The sequence below is a fragment of the Janthinobacterium sp. SUN033 genome (assembly GCF_030397595.1).
Classification (GTDB): Bacteria; Pseudomonadota; Gammaproteobacteria; order Burkholderiales; family Burkholderiaceae_D; genus Janthinobacterium; species Janthinobacterium kumbetense.
Map to the genome: position 1 here is coordinate 149488 of NZ_JAPQNV010000003.1, position 16333 is coordinate 165820.

At 63.7% G+C, this 16333-nt stretch carries 18 protein-coding genes and 1 pseudogene; 15 read left to right on the forward strand and 4 right to left on the reverse strand.

Annotated elements, in window-relative coordinates; translation table 11 throughout:
* The first annotated feature begins 10 nt into the window (after window positions 1-10).
* The 6 genes from OX460_RS13685 (at window position 11) to OX460_RS13710 (ending at window position 6113) form a co-directional block, all read left to right on the forward strand.
* A complete protein-coding gene (locus tag OX460_RS13685) occupies window positions 11-1549 on the forward strand; it encodes an AMP-binding protein (RefSeq protein WP_289898979.1) in 1539 nt (512 codons plus the stop codon).
* 60 nt (window positions 1550-1609) lie between these two features.
* Window positions 1610-2776 (forward strand): ABC transporter substrate-binding protein, encoded by a 1167-nt coding sequence (locus tag OX460_RS13690; protein WP_099664533.1) that lies wholly within the window; start codon window positions 1610-1612, stop codon window positions 2774-2776.
* 105 nt (window positions 2777-2881) lie between these two features.
* The gene (locus OX460_RS13695; protein ID WP_035817692.1) at window positions 2882-3754 is read left to right on the forward strand and encodes a branched-chain amino acid ABC transporter permease; all 873 of its coding nucleotides are present in this window, start codon (window positions 2882-2884) and stop codon (window positions 3752-3754) included.
* On the forward strand, window positions 3751-4713 hold the full coding sequence (locus OX460_RS13700; protein WP_289898980.1) for a branched-chain amino acid ABC transporter permease: 963 nt from the start codon (window positions 3751-3753) through the stop codon (window positions 4711-4713). Before OX460_RS13695 ends, OX460_RS13700 begins: the two co-directional genes overlap by 4 nt.
* A complete protein-coding gene (locus OX460_RS13705; protein WP_289898981.1) occupies window positions 4706-5419 on the forward strand; it encodes an ABC transporter ATP-binding protein in 714 nt (237 codons plus the stop codon). Before OX460_RS13700 ends, OX460_RS13705 begins: the two co-directional genes overlap by 8 nt.
* The gene (locus OX460_RS13710; protein ID WP_289898982.1) at window positions 5412-6113 is read left to right on the forward strand and encodes an ABC transporter ATP-binding protein; all 702 of its coding nucleotides are present in this window, start codon (window positions 5412-5414) and stop codon (window positions 6111-6113) included. Before OX460_RS13705 ends, OX460_RS13710 begins: the two co-directional genes overlap by 8 nt.
* Here the strand turns inward: OX460_RS13710 and OX460_RS13715 are convergent.
* On the reverse strand, window positions 6110-7378 hold the full coding sequence (locus OX460_RS13715; RefSeq protein WP_289898983.1) for an alpha/beta hydrolase: 1269 nt from the start codon (window positions 7376-7378) through the stop codon (window positions 6110-6112). The two genes, OX460_RS13710 and OX460_RS13715, sit on opposite strands and share 4 nt — an antisense overlap.
* A 300-nt stretch (window positions 7379-7678) precedes the next feature.
* Entirely contained in the window at window positions 7679-8596 is a 918-nt protein-coding gene (locus OX460_RS13720; RefSeq protein WP_289898984.1) for an HDOD domain-containing protein, read from the reverse strand.
* A 34-nt stretch (window positions 8597-8630) separates the two neighbouring features.
* On the opposite strand from OX460_RS13720, the gene OX460_RS13725 reads away from it, so the two are divergent.
* Together OX460_RS13725 and OX460_RS13730 are read left to right on the forward strand one after the other, a co-directional pair.
* Window positions 8631-8831 (forward strand): hypothetical protein, encoded by a 201-nt coding sequence (locus tag OX460_RS13725; RefSeq protein WP_289898985.1) that lies wholly within the window; start codon window positions 8631-8633, stop codon window positions 8829-8831.
* A gap of 3 nt (window positions 8832-8834) precedes the next feature.
* On the forward strand, window positions 8835-9419 hold the full coding sequence (locus OX460_RS13730) for a DinB family protein (RefSeq protein ID WP_289898986.1): 585 nt from the start codon (window positions 8835-8837) through the stop codon (window positions 9417-9419).
* Window positions 9420-9632: 213 nt separating this feature from the next.
* Here OX460_RS13730 and OX460_RS13735 read toward each other — a convergent pair whose 3' ends face one another.
* Both OX460_RS13735 and OX460_RS13740 read right to left on the reverse strand, forming a co-directional pair.
* The gene (locus tag OX460_RS13735; protein ID WP_289898987.1) at window positions 9633-10235 is read right to left on the reverse strand and encodes a DUF5710 domain-containing protein; all 603 of its coding nucleotides are present in this window, start codon (window positions 10233-10235) and stop codon (window positions 9633-9635) included.
* 415 nt (window positions 10236-10650) lie between these two features.
* Window positions 10651-11039: pseudogene (locus tag OX460_RS13740) on the reverse strand (VOC family protein).
* Between the two features lie 81 nt (window positions 11040-11120).
* On the opposite strand from OX460_RS13740, the gene OX460_RS13745 reads away from it, so the two are divergent.
* The 7 genes from OX460_RS13745 to OX460_RS13775 all read left to right on the forward strand — a co-directional run bounded on the left by OX460_RS13745 (window position 11121) and on the right by OX460_RS13775 (window position 16267).
* Entirely contained in the window at window positions 11121-11660 is a 540-nt protein-coding gene (locus OX460_RS13745) for a GNAT family protein (RefSeq protein ID WP_289898988.1), read from the forward strand.
* 109 nt (window positions 11661-11769) lie between these two features.
* Window positions 11770-13368, forward strand: coding sequence for an oleate hydratase (locus tag OX460_RS13750; protein ID WP_289898989.1), 1599 nt, complete (start codon window positions 11770-11772; stop codon window positions 13366-13368).
* Between the two features lie 126 nt (window positions 13369-13494).
* Window positions 13495-13746 (forward strand): hypothetical protein, encoded by a 252-nt coding sequence (locus tag OX460_RS13755; RefSeq protein ID WP_099664541.1) that lies wholly within the window; start codon window positions 13495-13497, stop codon window positions 13744-13746.
* The gene (locus OX460_RS13760; protein WP_289898990.1) at window positions 13743-13988 is read left to right on the forward strand and encodes a hypothetical protein; all 246 of its coding nucleotides are present in this window, start codon (window positions 13743-13745) and stop codon (window positions 13986-13988) included. Before OX460_RS13755 ends, OX460_RS13760 begins: the two co-directional genes overlap by 4 nt.
* A 156-nt stretch (window positions 13989-14144) precedes the next feature.
* Window positions 14145-14816, forward strand: a complete 672-nt coding sequence (gene lepB, locus OX460_RS13765; protein WP_289898991.1) for a signal peptidase I — start codon at window positions 14145-14147, stop codon at window positions 14814-14816.
* A 48-nt stretch (window positions 14817-14864) separates the two neighbouring features.
* Window positions 14865-15728: an NAD-dependent protein deacetylase gene (locus OX460_RS13770; protein WP_289898992.1), complete on the forward strand. Its 864-nt coding sequence runs from the start codon at window positions 14865-14867 to the stop codon at window positions 15726-15728.
* A 35-nt stretch (window positions 15729-15763) separates the two neighbouring features.
* Complete coding sequence (locus OX460_RS13775) at window positions 15764-16267, forward strand: hypothetical protein (RefSeq protein ID WP_289898993.1); 504 nt, start codon at window positions 15764-15766, stop codon at window positions 16265-16267.
* Window positions 16268-16333 lie beyond the last annotated feature (66 nt).

The window sequence follows — 16333 nt, forward strand, 5'->3', positions numbered from 1 at the left end:
GGAGGCCGCCATGGATATTCCCGCCCTGCTGGCCGGCTTGCCGGCGCGCCTGTCGGCCATCCCCGTCCACTGGGCGGCGCGCGCGCCGGACGCGCCCGCGCTGCATGAAGCTGGCCGCAGCTGGACCTATGCGCAGCTGCAGCACAGTGTAGAAAATGCCGCGCAGCTGCTGCGCCAGCTGGACGTGCGCGCCGGCGACCGCCTGATGGTGGTTGGAGAAAACGGCGCGCTGCAGGTGGCGCTGATCTTCGCGGCGGCCAGCATCGACGCGTGGATCGTCAACGTCAACGCGCGGCTGTCGGCGCGGGAAATCGACACCATCGCCACGCACAGTTCCGCGCGGCGCGTGCTGTTCCTGGCCGGCGCCTCGCCGGAAGCGGCCGCGCATGCTGCACGTCTGGGCGCGGCCAGCGCCACGGTCGACGGCATGGGCGAGCTGCTGGTCGGCGACTTGAACGAAGCTACTATCGTCGAAGACACGGTCCCCGGCAACGAACAGGTGGCCGCGCTGATCTACACGACGGGCACCACAGGGCAGTCGAAAGGCGTGATGCTCACGCACCGCAACCTGCTGTTCATCGCCGCCGTGTCCAGCACCCTGCGGGGATTGAGCAGCACCGACCGCGCCTACGGCGTGCTGCCGATTTCGCACGTGTACGGCCTGGCCTCGGTGGCCCTCGGCACCCTGTATGCGGGCGCCGCCCTGTACCTGGTGCCGCGCTTTTCCGTCGACGGTCTGCTCTCGGCCCTGAAGGACGACGGCTTGACCATCGTGCAGGGCGTGCCCGCCATGTACGCGAAACTGCTGCAAACCCTGGGCGGCGCCGATACCCCGCTGCCGACGAAGCTGCGCTTTGCGTATGCGGGCGGCTCGCCGCTGGCGCCATCGCTCAAGCACGACGTAGAAAAGCTGCTGGGCACCGCGCTGCACAATGGCTACGGCATGACGGAAAGCGCGCCCACCATCAGCCAGACGCGCCTGGAAGCGCCGCGCCGCGACGATTCCGTCGGCACGCCGATACCGGGCGTGGAAGTGCGCGTGGTGAGCATTGACGGCCTTGATGTGGCGCCGGGCGAGCCGGGCGAACTGTGGATACGCGGGCCGAACGTCATGGCCGGCTATTACCGCGAACCGGCCATGACGGCGGCCACCATGCGCGATGGCGGCTGGCTCAATACGGGCGACATGGCGCGCCAGGATCCCGACGGCGCCCTCTTCATCGTCGGCCGCACCAAGGAGCTGATCATCCGTTCCGGCTTCAATGTGTATCCGCTGGAAGTGGAAACGGCGCTGAACGCCCACCCGTCCGTGGTGCAGTCGGCCGTGGTGGGACGCACCGTGGCCGATGGCAACGAGGACGTCATCGCCTACGTGGAGCTGGACCCGCGCCAGCCCGCCAGCGTGGCACAATTGCAGGCCTGGCTGGCGCAGACCCTGTCGCCGTACAAATGCCCGTCCGCCATCATCGTCATGGACGCGCTGCCGGCCGCCGCCACGGGCAAGATTTTAAAGGGGCAGCTGCGGCAAATGGCGCAGAATGCACGATAAGTTGACCATGTATTACCAGAACCGACAATAAAACCAAGCCACATCACCGGAGGAGACACGATGAAACGCACCTACACACGCATCGCCATGGCAGCACTGGTTGCCAGCGCCTGGATGACGCAGGCCAGCGCCGACGAATTCCTGGTCGGCGCGGAAATCCCGCTGACGGGCAACCTGGCGCGCGTCGGCGCCGGCATGCAGGAAGGCATCATGGTCGCGGCCGAAGTCTTCAACAAGACCAACGGCAAGCACACCATCAAGATCATCACCGTCGACGACGAATCGGCACCCGCCAAGGCCATCGCCGCCGTGGAAAAGCTGGCCAGCCAGGGCGTGGTGGCCATCACGGGCGGCTATGGCTCGAACAATATATCGCCCGCCTCGGACACGGCGAACAAACTGGGCCTCGTCTACATCACCTCGGGCGGCGTGGACGACAGCCTGGTGTCCAGCGGGCGCAAGAATTTTTTCCGCATCAATAACACGGCCGGCTACGAAAAAGCCATGCTGGGACTGCTGCAAGACGTGGGCGCCAAGTCCGTCTCCATCGTGTACTCGACCAAGGACGCCACCACGGGCCTGGCGAAGGACGTGGAAAAAGCCCTGGCAGCCAAGGGCGTGAAAGTGACGACGCACTCGTTCGACCCGGCGATTACGGACTTCAAGCCCATCATCAACAAGATCAAGCTGCAGGACAAATCGGAAGTGGTGGCCATGGTCGGCTATGAAAACGACTACGTGGGCATCATCCGCGCCGCCCGCGTCCTGAAGCCGAAGATCAAGGCCATGGTGGGCGTGTGGTCGCTGGCCACGCCAAAAATGGCGGCCGACTTCCCCGACCTGATGCCGAACGTCTTCGGCACGGCCCTGCTGCCCTTCCCTACCGAATTCAAGACGGCCGACGGCAAGGCGTTCAGCGACGCCTACAAGCAGCTGTACAAGAAGGAACCGGACTACCTGGGCCAGTTCGGCTATGTGCAGTCGATGCTGCTGTTCGAAGCCATCGCGCGCGCGGCCGACAAGGGCACCATCAAGAAAGGCGGCGTGGCCGAGGAAATGCGCAAGACGGACCGCGAAACCCTGATCGGCCGGGTGCAGTTCGCCGCCAACGGCGACAACCAGAACTTCGTGCACCGCATGGCGCAGCACCAGGACAAGAAAGTGGTGATCGTCTGGCCGAAGGAACACGCCACGGGCAAGCTGGCCTATCCAGCCCTGCCCTGGTAGGCAGCCTCCCGCTGCGCACGCGCGCGTCCGCCCGGGCGCGCACCGATGAACGGCAGCCCTGGCGCATCCTCGCGATGCTCGTCGGCTGCCTGACGGGATGACGACATGACAGAATTAATCTTGCAAGCCCTGTATTCGGGCTTGCTGCAGGGCGGCTCCTACGCCCTGATCGCACTGGGACTGGCGCTGGTCTTCGGCACCATGAAAGTGATCAACCTGGCGCACGGCGAACTGGTGCTGCTGGCCGCCTACATCGCCTACAGCGTCGAATCGGGCCTGGGACTCGGTCCCATGTTCGCCATTCCCATCGCACTGGTGATCGTCAGCCTGACGTCCGTGGGCGTCTACCTGATCGTCAGCCGCATCAAAAAGGACCGCGAAATCAATTCGCTGATCCTTACCTACGGCATCGGCGTCATCCTCACCAATTTCATCCTGCTCGTGTGGAAGGCCGACATCCGCTCGACGTCGTCCAGCTGGCTGCAGGAAGGGTTTGAAATCGGCCCGTTTTTCAGCATGCGCAGCGAAGTGATTTTCTTTGGCGTCAGCCTGGTGCTGATGGCGGCGCTGTGGCGCTGGCTGTCCACCAGCTGGTATGGCCGCGCCGTGCGCGCCGTCTCCAGCAACCGCGACGCGGCCAAGCTGATGGGCATCGACCCGGGCCGCACGGAACTGGTGTCCTTCCTGGTCGCCGGTATCCTGGCCGCCTTCGCCGGCGTCGCCTTGTTCAGCTATGGCGTGATCCAGCCCGCCTACGGCGGCGCGCTGACGGTGAAAGCCTTCATCATCACGGTATTGGCCGGCATCGGTTCCATTCCCGGCGTGCTGCTGGCCGCAGTGCTGCTGGGCGTGGCCGAGGCGCTGACCGTCACCCTGGCCAGCTCCGCGCTGCAGGAATTGTCCGGCATGGTGCTGTTCCTGCTGGTGCTGTTCATCATGCCGAACGGCTTGTTCGGCGCACAACGGAGGCGCGGATGAAGCGCTCGACACTGATTTCCACGGCGGGCCTGCTGCTGGCCGCGTATATCGTCGTGCCGCTGGCCCTGGGCGCCAACCAGTATGTGATGAGCATGGTGGTGGCGGCCCTGATCATCGGCGGCGTGGCCATGTCCTGGGCCCTGCTGGGCAACTTGGGCGGCATGGTCAGCTTCGGCCACGCAGCCTTCTTCGGCGTAGGCGCGTATGTCTCCGCGCTGGCCACCGTAAAACTGGGCTTGCCCGTGTTTGCCGCCATGCTGCTCGGTGGCGCGGGCGCGGCCATCGCCGCCGTCATCATGCTGCCCGTGCTGCGCCTGCGCGGTCCGTATTTTGCGCTGGCCATCCTCGCCTACGCCCACATCTTCCGCATCCTGGCCACGGAATGGAGTTCCGTCACGGGCGGCGCCGGCGGCATCAACAATATCCCGGCCTTGCCTACCGTCTTCGGCTTCGACCTGGCCAGCAAGACAGGCGCCTACCTGGTGGTACTGACCTTGGTGGTGGCGTGCGCGTTTGCCTACAGCCGCATCCGCGCCAGCCACTACGGCATTGCCCTGCGCGCCATGCACGACAGCGAAGACGCCACGCGCGTCGTCGGCGTCAACAGCACCTTGCTGAAAGGCGCCATGCTGCTCGTGTCGGCCTTCATGGCGGGCCTGTTCGGCGCCTTCAACGCCCACTACATCAATTTCCTGGAACCGGACTACGCCTTCAACAGCCTGTGGGTGACCTTGCCCATCGTGGCGGCCATCTTCGGCGGCTACCGCACGATACTCGGCCCCGTGCTGGGCGCCGTGGTGGTCTACCTGGTCGACCAGCTGATTTTCAAATCGCTGATCCCCACGGGCCACCAGCTGGTGCTGGGCATGCTGCTGGTGGCGATGATCGTCTTCAGTCCGAACGGCTTGCTGCCGCTGCTGCGCAAACTCGTCAAAGCGAAGGAAAAAGCACATGCTTGAACTCGATAATGTGTCCGTGCGCTTCGGCGGCCTGACGGCCGTCGATTCCGTCACCCTGAAGGTGGGCAGCCACGACGTGATCGGCCTGGTGGGCGCGAACGGCGCCGGCAAGACCACCCTGTTCAACGCCATTTCCGGCCTGGTGCGCCCCACCAGCGGCGGCATCAGCTTCGAGGGGCGCGACATCATGGCCACGCCCATGTACCAGCGCGCGCGCCTGGGGCTGGGCCGCACCTTCCAGATCCCGCAGCCCATGCATGAATTGACGGTGCGCGAAAACCTCGTCGTGGCGCAGCGTTTCGGCACCGGCAAGGTAGATATGCGCAAGATCGATGAAATCCTCGACTTCACGAGCCTGGCGGACAAGGCACAGCGCGACGCGGCCAGCGAACTGGCGTTGACGGAATTGAAAGCGCTGGAAGTGGCCAAGGCGCTGGCGACGAACCCGAAACTGCTGCTGTTGGACGAAGTGCTGGCGGGCCTGGAAACGAATGGCAAGCGCCGTTTCATGGGCATGCTGAAGGATTTGCATGCCGCCTTTGGCGTGGGCATCGTCATGATCGAGCACGATATCGAAACCATCAGCAATCTGTGCCAGCGCGTGGCCGTGCTCAATTTCGGCCAGCTGATCGCCGACGGCACGCCCGATGCGGTCTTCCGCGACCCGGCTGTCATCGAAAGCTATACGGGAGCCGCGCATGCTTAACATAGAGAATCTGCGCGCCGGCTATGGCGCCATCAATGTGCTGTGGGATGTGTCGCTGTCCATCCAGAAGGGCAAGCTGACCACCATCATCGGCCCGAACGGGGCCGGCAAGACCACTCTGCTGCGCGCCATCATGGGCTTGCTGCCCGTGGGCGCGGGCAGCATCGCGCTCGATGGCACGCCCATCAACGGCACGCCGACGTGGAAGATGAGCGACGCGAGGGTCACGATGATACCCGAGGGGCGCATGACGTTCCGCGACATGAGCGTGGAAGAAAACCTGATCATGGGCGCGTTTCCGAAGGAGCACCGCAGCCACATGCCTGCGCGCCTGGCGGAAGCCTACGCCATGTTCCCGCGCCTGCACGAGCGCCGCAGGCAGCTGGCAGGGTCCCTGTCCGGCGGCGAGGCGCAGATGCTGGCCATGGCGCGGGGCTTGATGTCGGATCCATCGCTGCTGATCATCGACGAACCTTCGCTGGGCCTGGCGCCGCTGGTGGTCAACGAGCTGTTCGAGATCCTCGCGCGCCTGAACGACGGCAAGCGCACCATCATCCTCGTCGAGCAGAACACGGCGCGCGCCGTCGGCGTGGCCGATCACGTCTACCTGATGCAAAGCGGCAAGGTGGCGCTGTCGCAGGCCGCCTCAGAGGTCGACCTCGAGCACCTGCATGCGCTCTACTTTGCGCGCTAATCGGCGGCAAACACCAGCCCTGGCATCTTCGCCACGCAATCGAGGTTCAAGGGCGCGCGCGGGTCGCGCAGGAATGCCAGTGTCAGCTGTCCGCCGCAGCGGTTGAACATGGCGCCATGCGCCTGGCCCGGTATCTGCACGAAGCGCGCGTTGGGCATGCTGCGCAGCAGGCGCCGGCCCCAGGCTGGCGGCGTCACGGGATCGAATTCGCCGGCCAGGATCAGCACCGGCACGTCGCTTTTCACGGCATCGTTAGCCGACGCCGCAGCCGCTGCAACGCGCCAGGCGCCGCACATCCCGGGCGTCGCCGTGCGGTTATCCACGCCGCCCAGCCCCAGGGCCGGCGCCACTTGCGCGGCCATGCGGCCGGGCTGCTCGAACGGCATCTCCTCGCCGCACCAGATCGACAGGCGCAGTCCCCAGTTGAAACTGGAAGGAGCGCTGCGCAGCAATGGCAGCAAGCCTTGCGGACGGCCCTGCCCCGCTTCGCTGATCAGGCGAGGCAAGGCGGGGATCAGCGCGGGCTGCTGCAAGCCCTCGGCCAGGGCATTGACGATATCGCGCCGGCGCAGCACGCGCCCGGGCGCCGCGATGCCGTCGCGGTCCCCGCGCACAAGCAGCGCGTCCAAGCGTCCGCGCAAGTCCGGGTAGCGCACGTCGCACGCGGGTTCCGTCGCGCAACCGTCGAGGACCAGGTCGATGGCGCGCCGCAGCGGCGCGGCGGCCATTTCGTCATAGTTGACGTCAACCGGCAGCACGGAGTCGAGCACCACGCTGCGCACGCCCTCGGGATGCCGCGCCAGCACCGTCTGCGCCAGGCGGGTGCCGTAGGAGTAGCCGATCAGGTTCCACTGCGCGATGCCGAGCAGGCGGCGCAGGTCGTCGAGGTCGTCCGCCGATTCCGCCGACGTGTAGCCGTCCAGATCGATGCCGGAAGCCTCCAGTGCGGCGCGGCAGCGCGCAACGGCCTCGGTCTGCGCGGCCGGCGAGGCCTCCGCCGCCCGCAGCGCATTGAGCTCAGGACAGGCGAGCGAAGGCTGCGCATGCTTGTTGCCGCGTCCTTCCAGCAGTATCTGATCGCGTTCCAGCAGGAAGGGATTGCCTTTGCCGCTGCTGCGCCCGTCGATGCTGCTCAAGCCCGGCCCGCCCGGGAGATACACGACGGGATCGGCGGCGGGCGTGGCCGCGCCGCTACGGAAAATCATGACCGGCAAGGCGATGGCGCGGCTATCGGCCTTGCCCCGATGTTCGGGTACGGTCAGCATGCCGCACTCTATCTTTTCGCCGGGCAGCACCGGCACTGCGCAGGCGGACGGTGCAAAGGCCGGTTTGACGGGCAGTGTGTCCGGCGCGGCGGCGCAGGGCTGCGCCGCTGTTACCAAACACGCGGCGGCAAGCATGGAACGGCGAAATGGAAGCAAGGAACCTCCTCGGCAGCATGGGCATACGGCAGGATGGAGTGGTACATTGGCCACTCATTTAGTTGCCAGATTACCACGCAATCGCGGCCCTGACCGCAAGAATCTGCTACCGGGCCGGGGTGCAGTTCGACCGGCCTGCGGCCATCACTCGTCGTCCTCGTCGTCGTCGTCGGCCAGCTTGTCAAACACCTGCAGCTCGGCCTTGCTCAGTCCCGTCATCACGAAGGGATCATCGGCAGGAAAGCGGCCAGTATCGACCAGCATGCGCAGCTTGCTCAAGCGGTCGCCCAGCGCCAGCGCTTGCGCCTGCGGATCGGCGTGGTCATCGGCGCCGGCCTGCCCGATCGCGCGGGTCACGGACTCGGGAAACTCCCATAATTCGGCGATCCGTACCGACAAGATGCGCGCTTGCGCAAACACCTGGGCAATGAAGGCGTCCGATTGCGGGAAGGCATCGGGCGCGTGCATCTGGTCGATCAGGCGGAACGCCACCACCAGGCCCACATTGGCCATCAGCCCCGCCAGATAGGCGTCGAAGGCGTTGGCCTGCATTGCGGGCGCGACCAGGTTGGCCGCCAGCGCACATTTCTCGGACTGGCGCCAGATCAGCGGCGCCGTGCGTATGGTCAACCCGCCACTCTGCATGCTGACGATGGGGCGGAAGGCGACGCGGGCGAGCAGCATGCGCATGCCGTTTTGCCCGAGCAGCATGATGGCGCCTTCCATATTGTTGATCGACGGACTGGCGTTGTAGCGCGAATGGTAGCGGGGCCGGTTCGCTTCGCGGTAGACCTCGGCGACCAGCGGCACGTCCTGGGCCAGCTGGCGCGACAGCTCGGCCGCGCTCATGTTTTCATTTTGCAAGGTACGCATCAACTGCGGAATGATGGCGGGAATGCGCGGCACCAGCGCGGCGCCGGCGATCGGTTCACTGGCCAGGCGCGTCAACTCGTCCAGAATCTGCTGTTCGGCCTGCGCTGTCGCCTGCGCCGAACCCGCGGCCGCCAGCCAGCGGTAGTAGATGGCATCGATTTCGGCGATGGTCGCTGGCTGCCGTGTCATCTCGGGCGCCGCCGCTGCCGTGACTGGCGCAAGCTTGCTTTTTTCGCCGCCGTTCAGTAATTTTCCTATCCAACCCATTTTGCTTTTCCAGCCCTATATGCATCACTATCGCGACATCCGCTGCGCGATTTTACTTGATGACAGCCGTGCCGGTGCGATGGGCGTGGCCGCCTTGGTCCACCTGCCGCAAAGTGCTACAGTGGCGCTCTCGCAGTTTCCCCTCTTTGCAAGGTAAATCATGAGCAACATGCTGGCCCGCTACGTCACCACCCAGGCGTACAACAACGCCTGGAGCAACCACCGCCTGCTGAAAGCCTGCGGCGAGCTAAATCTGGCCGAATTCCAGGCGACGCGCGTCAGTTTTTTCCCCACCATCCAGTTCACCCTGAACCACATCCTCACATGCGACTGGTTTTATCTCGACGCGCTGGAGCGCGAGCTGCGCGGCGAGGCGCCGCATGCCGACTGCTATGCCTTCTTTGAACAGGACGAGCCTTTTACCGACTGCGCCACGCTGCAGGCGGCCCAGCATGCGTCCGACGCGCGCCTGATCGCCCACTGCCGCAGCCTGTGCGACGCCGACCTGGCGCGGCCCGTGACGATCCTGCGCGACACGCCGCAAGTGGATACGCGCCAGCGCATGCTCGCGCATTTGTTCCAGCACCAGATCCACCACCGGGGGCAAGTGCACGCCATGCTGGCCGGCACGCGCATCGCGCCGCCCCAGCTCGACGAATTCTATTGCGCCGGCGAAGCGGGCGAGCGGGTGCAGGATTTTGCGGAACTGGGGTGGACGGAAGCCAACGTGTGGGGGCCACGCTGAATGCAAACATGAGAAAACTTCTTAGATGCAATTGAAATAAGAGAAATCGCAGCTAACGATAGTGCTGGAGCAGCAAGTTGTTGATCGGAATACCGACTACAAGTCTTGAACAATGCTACGTATGCAATCCTCGATACCATTGTCGCGGGAAACTTCACTGTTGGGTTGCAGCGAAATATGACCTACTTTGGCGCGGATAGCAGCCACGAATCGTCAGTTGTCTTCGAATAGTCCGCCATACGCGGCATCTCCATTACAGCAAAATGGCTCATGCACAGATTGAAGTGAAATCTTTGAAGTGGCATACTCGTCCATCGGAAAGAAAGCGCCCCCAGGCTCACAATATATCGCGAAATCGCCTTGTTTCATACCGCAGTTTTCACAGTGGTTCATCCAATATGAGCTGTTGGTAGTTTTGCTGAAGTCCACGTAATAGTGACGTGTTATCGGTTTAAGACGAGCGATAACGGTAGGTGGAAGATCAGTAACGTAAAGAGCCATCGCCGAACTATCGTGCTCATACCATTCATCGACACCGTCCTCGTCCTGCTCTACCGTCTGATGCCCTGGTGGCAAAACAAATCCATATACTCGCGTCAACTCGTCGCACTTCCAGCAAACTGTCTCTGTTTGAGCGATACCATAACGCTGTGATCGAATATTAACGTCCGGTACCGTCGGCAGCCAACGACCAAAAGCACTGGAGTCCACACCGTCAGGCACAAACCAAACCTTCAGGGTAGCATCCCATCGAGCTCCAAGTTGCTTGGCTTCGTCTTTCTCAGAAAACGGTACGTTGAGATTAATACGTGCCATACGGTTCCTCCTCACCTTTTAATAGTCGTCAATAATAAAATTGATTGGCGTCACCACAACACTGACTTCGCACAACCGAATATCCTTGAATTATATAACGAGCCAGTGCCAGGTAAATTCCGCTTCCGAACAATTCTTGCTTTTTAAATGCATCAATTAACCGCGACAATATTCTCGGCCTCAAAAAACCAATGGATAAGAAACTCGGATTCCAGAGGCTGCTTATCGCAGATGCAAAATCTTCTTATTTTTAAAATTCATCATCCCAAACAATAATTTTTCAAATGCAAATTAGCTGTAGTTTGATGACCAAACCAAGTCTAACTTTTCTAATGAGGAAATGTATTTGAGGACGAAGTATGCTTTTGTTTGACGAATGTAGAAGCTTCATCTGATGGTTTACTAGCGGCCGGAATTATTCCCCGGCGTGGCAGCACACGCACAGCTTGTTACCATCGAGGTCGCGGAAGTAGGCGCCATAGTAATGGGCGTGGTAATGGGGCCGCAGGCCGGGCGGCCCTTCGCACACGGCGCCCAGCGCCAGCGCGGCCCGGTGGCAGCGGTCCACCTGCGCGCGGCTGGCCGCCAGCAAGGCCGTCGGCCATTGCCGGGAGCCGCCGGCAAGCCGTCGTGCGGCGCCGTCAGCACGAACAAGGGCCGCGGCGCATCCTGCGCCATCCAGCCCGCCCAGGGCTTGTCCCGGTCATGGAATTTTTCGATCAAGCCCAGCTCTCCCAGCAGGGCAGTGTAGAACGCGTAAGCGCGGGGAAAGTCGTTGGTGCTGAGACAGATATGGGACAGCATGCTGCTCCTTCATGAATTCATGCATGTGCGGCGAGATGCGCGAGCTGATTATAATGGCGCATCGCATTCCCACACGATCCCATGCCAGACCTCGACCGCCTTCAGTTGTTCGCCCCCTCCAGCGCCGACCTTTCCACCTTGCTGGCCTTCGAACTGGAAAACCGCGCGTACTTTGAAAGCTGGGTTACGGCGCGCGCGCCATCCTATTACCACCAGGAAGCCATCGCCGCCGCCATCGAGCAGGCGCAGCGCGAGCGCCAGCAGGATCTCGCCTACCAGTATCTGGCCAAACTGGACGGGGAAATCATCGGCCGGGTCAACCTGACGGCCGTCACGCGCCCCTATTTCAACAAGGCGACGCTCGGCTACCGCATCGGCGAACGGTTCGGCGGACGCGGCTATGCCACGCGCGTGGTGGCCCTGCTGCTGGAAGAGGCTTTCGGCACACTGGAACTGTGGCGCCTGGAAGCGACGGCGCGGCCGCAAAACCTGGGCTCGGTCGCCGTCATGCAGCGCAACGGCTTTCACCAGTATGGCCGTTCGGAAAAAGCCATGCGCTTCCAGGATGCCTGGTCGGACTTGCTGTACTTTGAACGGCGCAAGGAACACGCGGGCGCCTGAAAAACCGAACAACTGCTCTCTAAAACAGGCAGCCCTTACCTGATGTTGCAAAATAGGCAAATGTGGCGCGACGTCGGCCATGTCGCTTGCCAGCCTTTCGCGCACGCGGATGCACTCACACTCAGGGAACAACATGCGCAATACAGACAAGAAAGCCTACCTCGTCGGCGGCGGCATCGGCTCGCTGGCCGCGGCCGCCTTCATGATACGCGACGGCGGCATGCAAGGCAGCAACATCACCATTTTCGAAGCGTCGCCCGTGACCGGGGGCAGCCTCGACGGCGGCGGCAATGCCGAAGATGGCTATACCCTGCGCGGCGGGCGCATGCTGACCACCGACAATTACGAGTGCACCTGGGACTTGTTCAAGAGCATCCCCTCGCTCGAGCATGCGGGCCAGAGCGTCTACGACGAAACCGTCGCCTTCAACGAACTGCACCTTCCCCACTCGCGCGCGCGCCTGGTCGACCGCAACCGTTTCAAGGTCGACGTCAGCAGCATGGGCTTTTCCATGCAGGACAGGCTGGAATTGCTGAAGCTGACGGAAGCGGACGAAGACACGCTGGGCAGCGGCGCCATCACGGACTGGCTCTCGCCCGCATTCTTCGACACCCGGTTCTGGACCATGTGGGCCACCACGTTCGCCTTCCAGCCCTGGCACAGCGCCGTCGAGTTCAAGCACTACCTGCACCGCTTCATGCTGGAGTTTTCGCGCATCGAAACCCTGGCCGGCGTCAAGCGCACCGTCTACAACCAGTACGATTCGCTGGTGCGCCCGCTGGTCGCCTGGCTGCAGGCGCAAGGCGTGAACCTCATCATGGATTGCACGGTGACCGATATCGAGGTGCAAGAATCCGATGGCCGCCTGAGCGCCACCGCCATTGCCTGCCAGCGCCGCGGCCTGGCCGACGTGGTCCCCGTCGCCGCGGACGACCTGGTGTTTTTCCAGAATGCCTCGATGACGGATGCGTCCAGCTATGGCAGCATGCACCGCGCGCCCGCCAGGCGCACGAAGCACGACAGCCAAGGCTGGCGCCTGTGGGAAAAGCTGGCCGAGGGACGCCCGCAACTGGGCCGTCCCGCCGCTTTCAACAGCAGCATCCCCGAATCGTACTGGGCCTCGTACACGGTCACCCTGAAGGACGGCGCCTTCTTTGACAGGATGGAACGCTTCACGGGCAACAGCGCGGGCACAGGCGGCCTCGTCACCTTCAAGGACAGCAACTGGCTCATGTCCATCGTGCTGGCGCACCAGCCCCATTTCGCTGGCCAGCCCGCGGGCGTGCAAGTATTCTGGGGCTACGCGCTGCACCCTGACCGCATCGGCAACTTCGTCGCCAAGCCCATGTCCGACTGCAGCGGCGAGGATATCCTGCGCGAGCTGTGCGGCCACCTGAACTTCGACCTCGAGCTCATGGCCACGGCGAACTGCATTCCCTGCAGCATGCCGTACATCACCAGCATGTTCATGCCCCGCGCGAAGAGCGACCGTCCCCTGCCCGTGCCGGCCAACTCCGTCAACCTGGCCTTCGTCAGCCAGTTCGTGGAAATCGCCGACGATGTCGTCTTCACCGTGGAATACTCGGTGCGCGCGGCGCAGACGGCCGTCTACCAGCTGCTGGACGTGCAGCGCGCAGTGCCGGCCATCCACGCGCACGACAAGTCGCTGAAGGTCAAGCTGGACGCCGTCATCAAGGCGTTCAAATAGCCGTATTTTGCGGGCTCAACGCCGTTTTCAGGCTATCGGCCGCGACTTTGTGGCAGCGCAAGGTACCGTGATAATGGACTGATAACGTCAAGGTTCGGGAATCTTATCTATCTTGCAAAGTCCAACATGAAAGTGCGGCTACGCCTGTTCGAACATGTGCTGCTGGTGCTGGCATTGGCCGTCGCCATCTTTGCCGCCGCCATCGTGCTGGCACGCATGACGCAGTGGGCGGAAGCGCAGGAATTGCCCGTCTACCTCGTGCAGGGCATGCACCTGGTAGGCAAGGTGCTGTTTTTCCTGGATGGCTGCATCGTCATTGCCGTCAGCAGCATTCTGGCCGCCCGGCTGTTCCGCCTGCTCACCAAGGAGGATTTATGAACGACCTTCACTACCTGTTCACGCTCCGGCATCCGCGCCGCTTCTGGGGCAGCGCCATCGCCATCGCCGTGGCCTCGGCCACCCTGCTGGGTCCCTGGCTCGACAGCATTCCCTGGCTGGTGGCGATCCCCTTCGTGGCTGGCGGCTTGCTGGTGGCGCTCGGCGAGCTGTGGGACGAGATGCACGGCAAGCGCCGGCGCAACGGCGACGACGACGCGCATGCGCCGTGCCGGCATCCCTGAGACAGGGTGATGCGTGCACGCAACAATGGTCACGCCATCGGCCGCGCCTGCGTTGATTTAAGACTGGCTTCAGTCTCGCCGTGCATCGTGATATGGCGCCAGCAGCAATGGCGCTTCCCTTCACCCTCACGGGCACTGCCCAGCGAAAGAGCCGACATGAGCACATGGATGCGCGCCAACAAAGGTTTTTTGATGTTCCTTCTGCTGTTCGGCGTGTTCCGCACGGCCATGGCGGACTGGAATCCCATCCCGTCGGCGTCGATGCGCCCCAACCTGCTCGAAGGCGACGTGGTCTTCGTCAACCGCCTCGCCTTCAACCTGAAAGTGCCGCTCACCGATATCATGCTGCAGCGCCTGGGCGAACCGCAGCGGGGCGACATCGTCACCTTTTCCTCGCCGAAAGACGGTACGCGCCTGATCAAGCGCATCATCGCCCTGCCCGGCGACACGGTGGAAATGCGCAATGAACAGCTGGTCATCAATGGCCAGCCGGCGCAGTACACGGCGCTCGACACGGCGCCGGAAACCGTCGCCCACCTGGGGCAGCTGACGGCGCAGCGCATCCGCGAACGCAACCCGACCGAGCAGCACCGCATCCAGGTCTTGCCGCAAATGGCGGGCGCGGCGCGCAGCTTTGCTCCCGTGACGGTGCCGGCCGACCATTTCCTCATGCTGGGCGATAACCGCGACAACAGCGCCGACTCGCGTTACTTCGGCTTCGTGCCCCGTGAATTGCTGATCGGCAAGGCCGAGCGCATCCTCGTCTCGGCCAATATCCAGGAGCATTGGCAGCCTCGGCTGCAGCGTTTCGGCATGAAGCTGGAGTAAGCCGGCCCCTTGCAACGGCGCCGTGCTTTTCGGTTAGCATGGCGCATCATGCAAAATTTTTCCTCAGCCAGCCAGCCGCCAGCCAGTACCCACCACGCCCTCGATCAGCTGGCGCAGTTCCTGCGGCGCCATCCCGACGTGCTGCTGCTGACGGGCGCCGGCATCAGCACGGCGTCCGGCATACCCGATTACCGCGACACGCAAGGCGTGCGGCGTGGCAATGCGCCCGTGCAAGGCCCCGATTTTCGCCGCCAGGAAGCCGTGCGCCGCCGCTACTGGGCGCGCAGCATGGTGGGTTGGCCGACCCTGGCGCGCGCTACGCCGAATCCCGGCCACCTGGCCATCGCGCAACTGGCCCGGCGCGGGAGAATAGGCGGCCTGGTCACGCAAAACGTGGATGGACTGCATCAGCAAGCGGGCAGTCCGGCAGTCACGGAGTTGCACGGCAGCATACATGGCGTGGTCTGTCTCGATTGCCGGGCTCGCCACACGCGCCGCCTGATCCAGGATCAGCTCGAACACGACAATCCGCAGCTGCTGGGCGCCACGGCCACGCCGGCGCCCGATGGCGACGCCTTGCTGGAGCCGTCGCAGCTGGCCACCTTCCACCTGCCTGTCTGTCCCCGCTGCGGCGGCACCCTGCAGCCGGACGTGGTGTTTTTCGGCGATGGCGTACCCGCCGCCTGCGCGGCCGAAGCCGAGCGCAAAATGATGGAAGCTGGCGCCCTGCTGGTGGTGGGCTCGTCCGTCATGGTGTATTCCAGCTTTCGCCTGTGCCGCATGGCAGCCGAAACGGGCAAGCCCGTGGCCGCCATCAACCTGGGCAAGACGCGCGCCGACCATTTGCTGGCCTTCAAGACGGAAGCGCCGGCGCAAGATACCCTGCCGCTCATCGCGGCCATGCTGGATTGATGCGGTCCCTGCCGCTGCCACGCGGATCGGCACGCATGCTTGCCGGTGCCGGCATCGCCGTGCTGCTGCATGTGCTGCTGTGGCAAGTACTGCGTTCAAACAAGCTTCCGCCCCCCCCTTTGCTGCCGCAGCGCAGCATGCAAATGCTGTTTTTGGCCCCCGTAGCGCGGCCCGCGCGCCCCCTGCCGCCAGCCGTCTCAAAAAGCCAGGCGCGACCCCGGCATGCCGTGGCCATCACGCCAGCGCCAGCAGCAATGCCCGCGCCCGCTGCCGACGCCGCAGCATTGCCGCCGCCCGCTGCGCTCGATCTTGACGCCTTGAAACGCCAGACCAGGGAAGCGGCGCGCCAGGAGGGGCCATCCCTTGCCGGGCCAGCATTGACAACCAGCAACAAGACGGCGCAAGCCATCGCCAGCGCCGCGCGGCCCAAGTGCGACAACGATTACAAGCCGCGGCTGGGCAATGTGGAATTCACCGGCCTGGCCAAACTGCCCTTCCTGCTGAAAGGCGCGACGGGCGACAGCGGCTGCAAGTGGTGACGCGCCTCCGGCGCCCGCCCATGACAGCGCTCCCCCACTCTGGCTATACTGTGAGATTAACGAGGA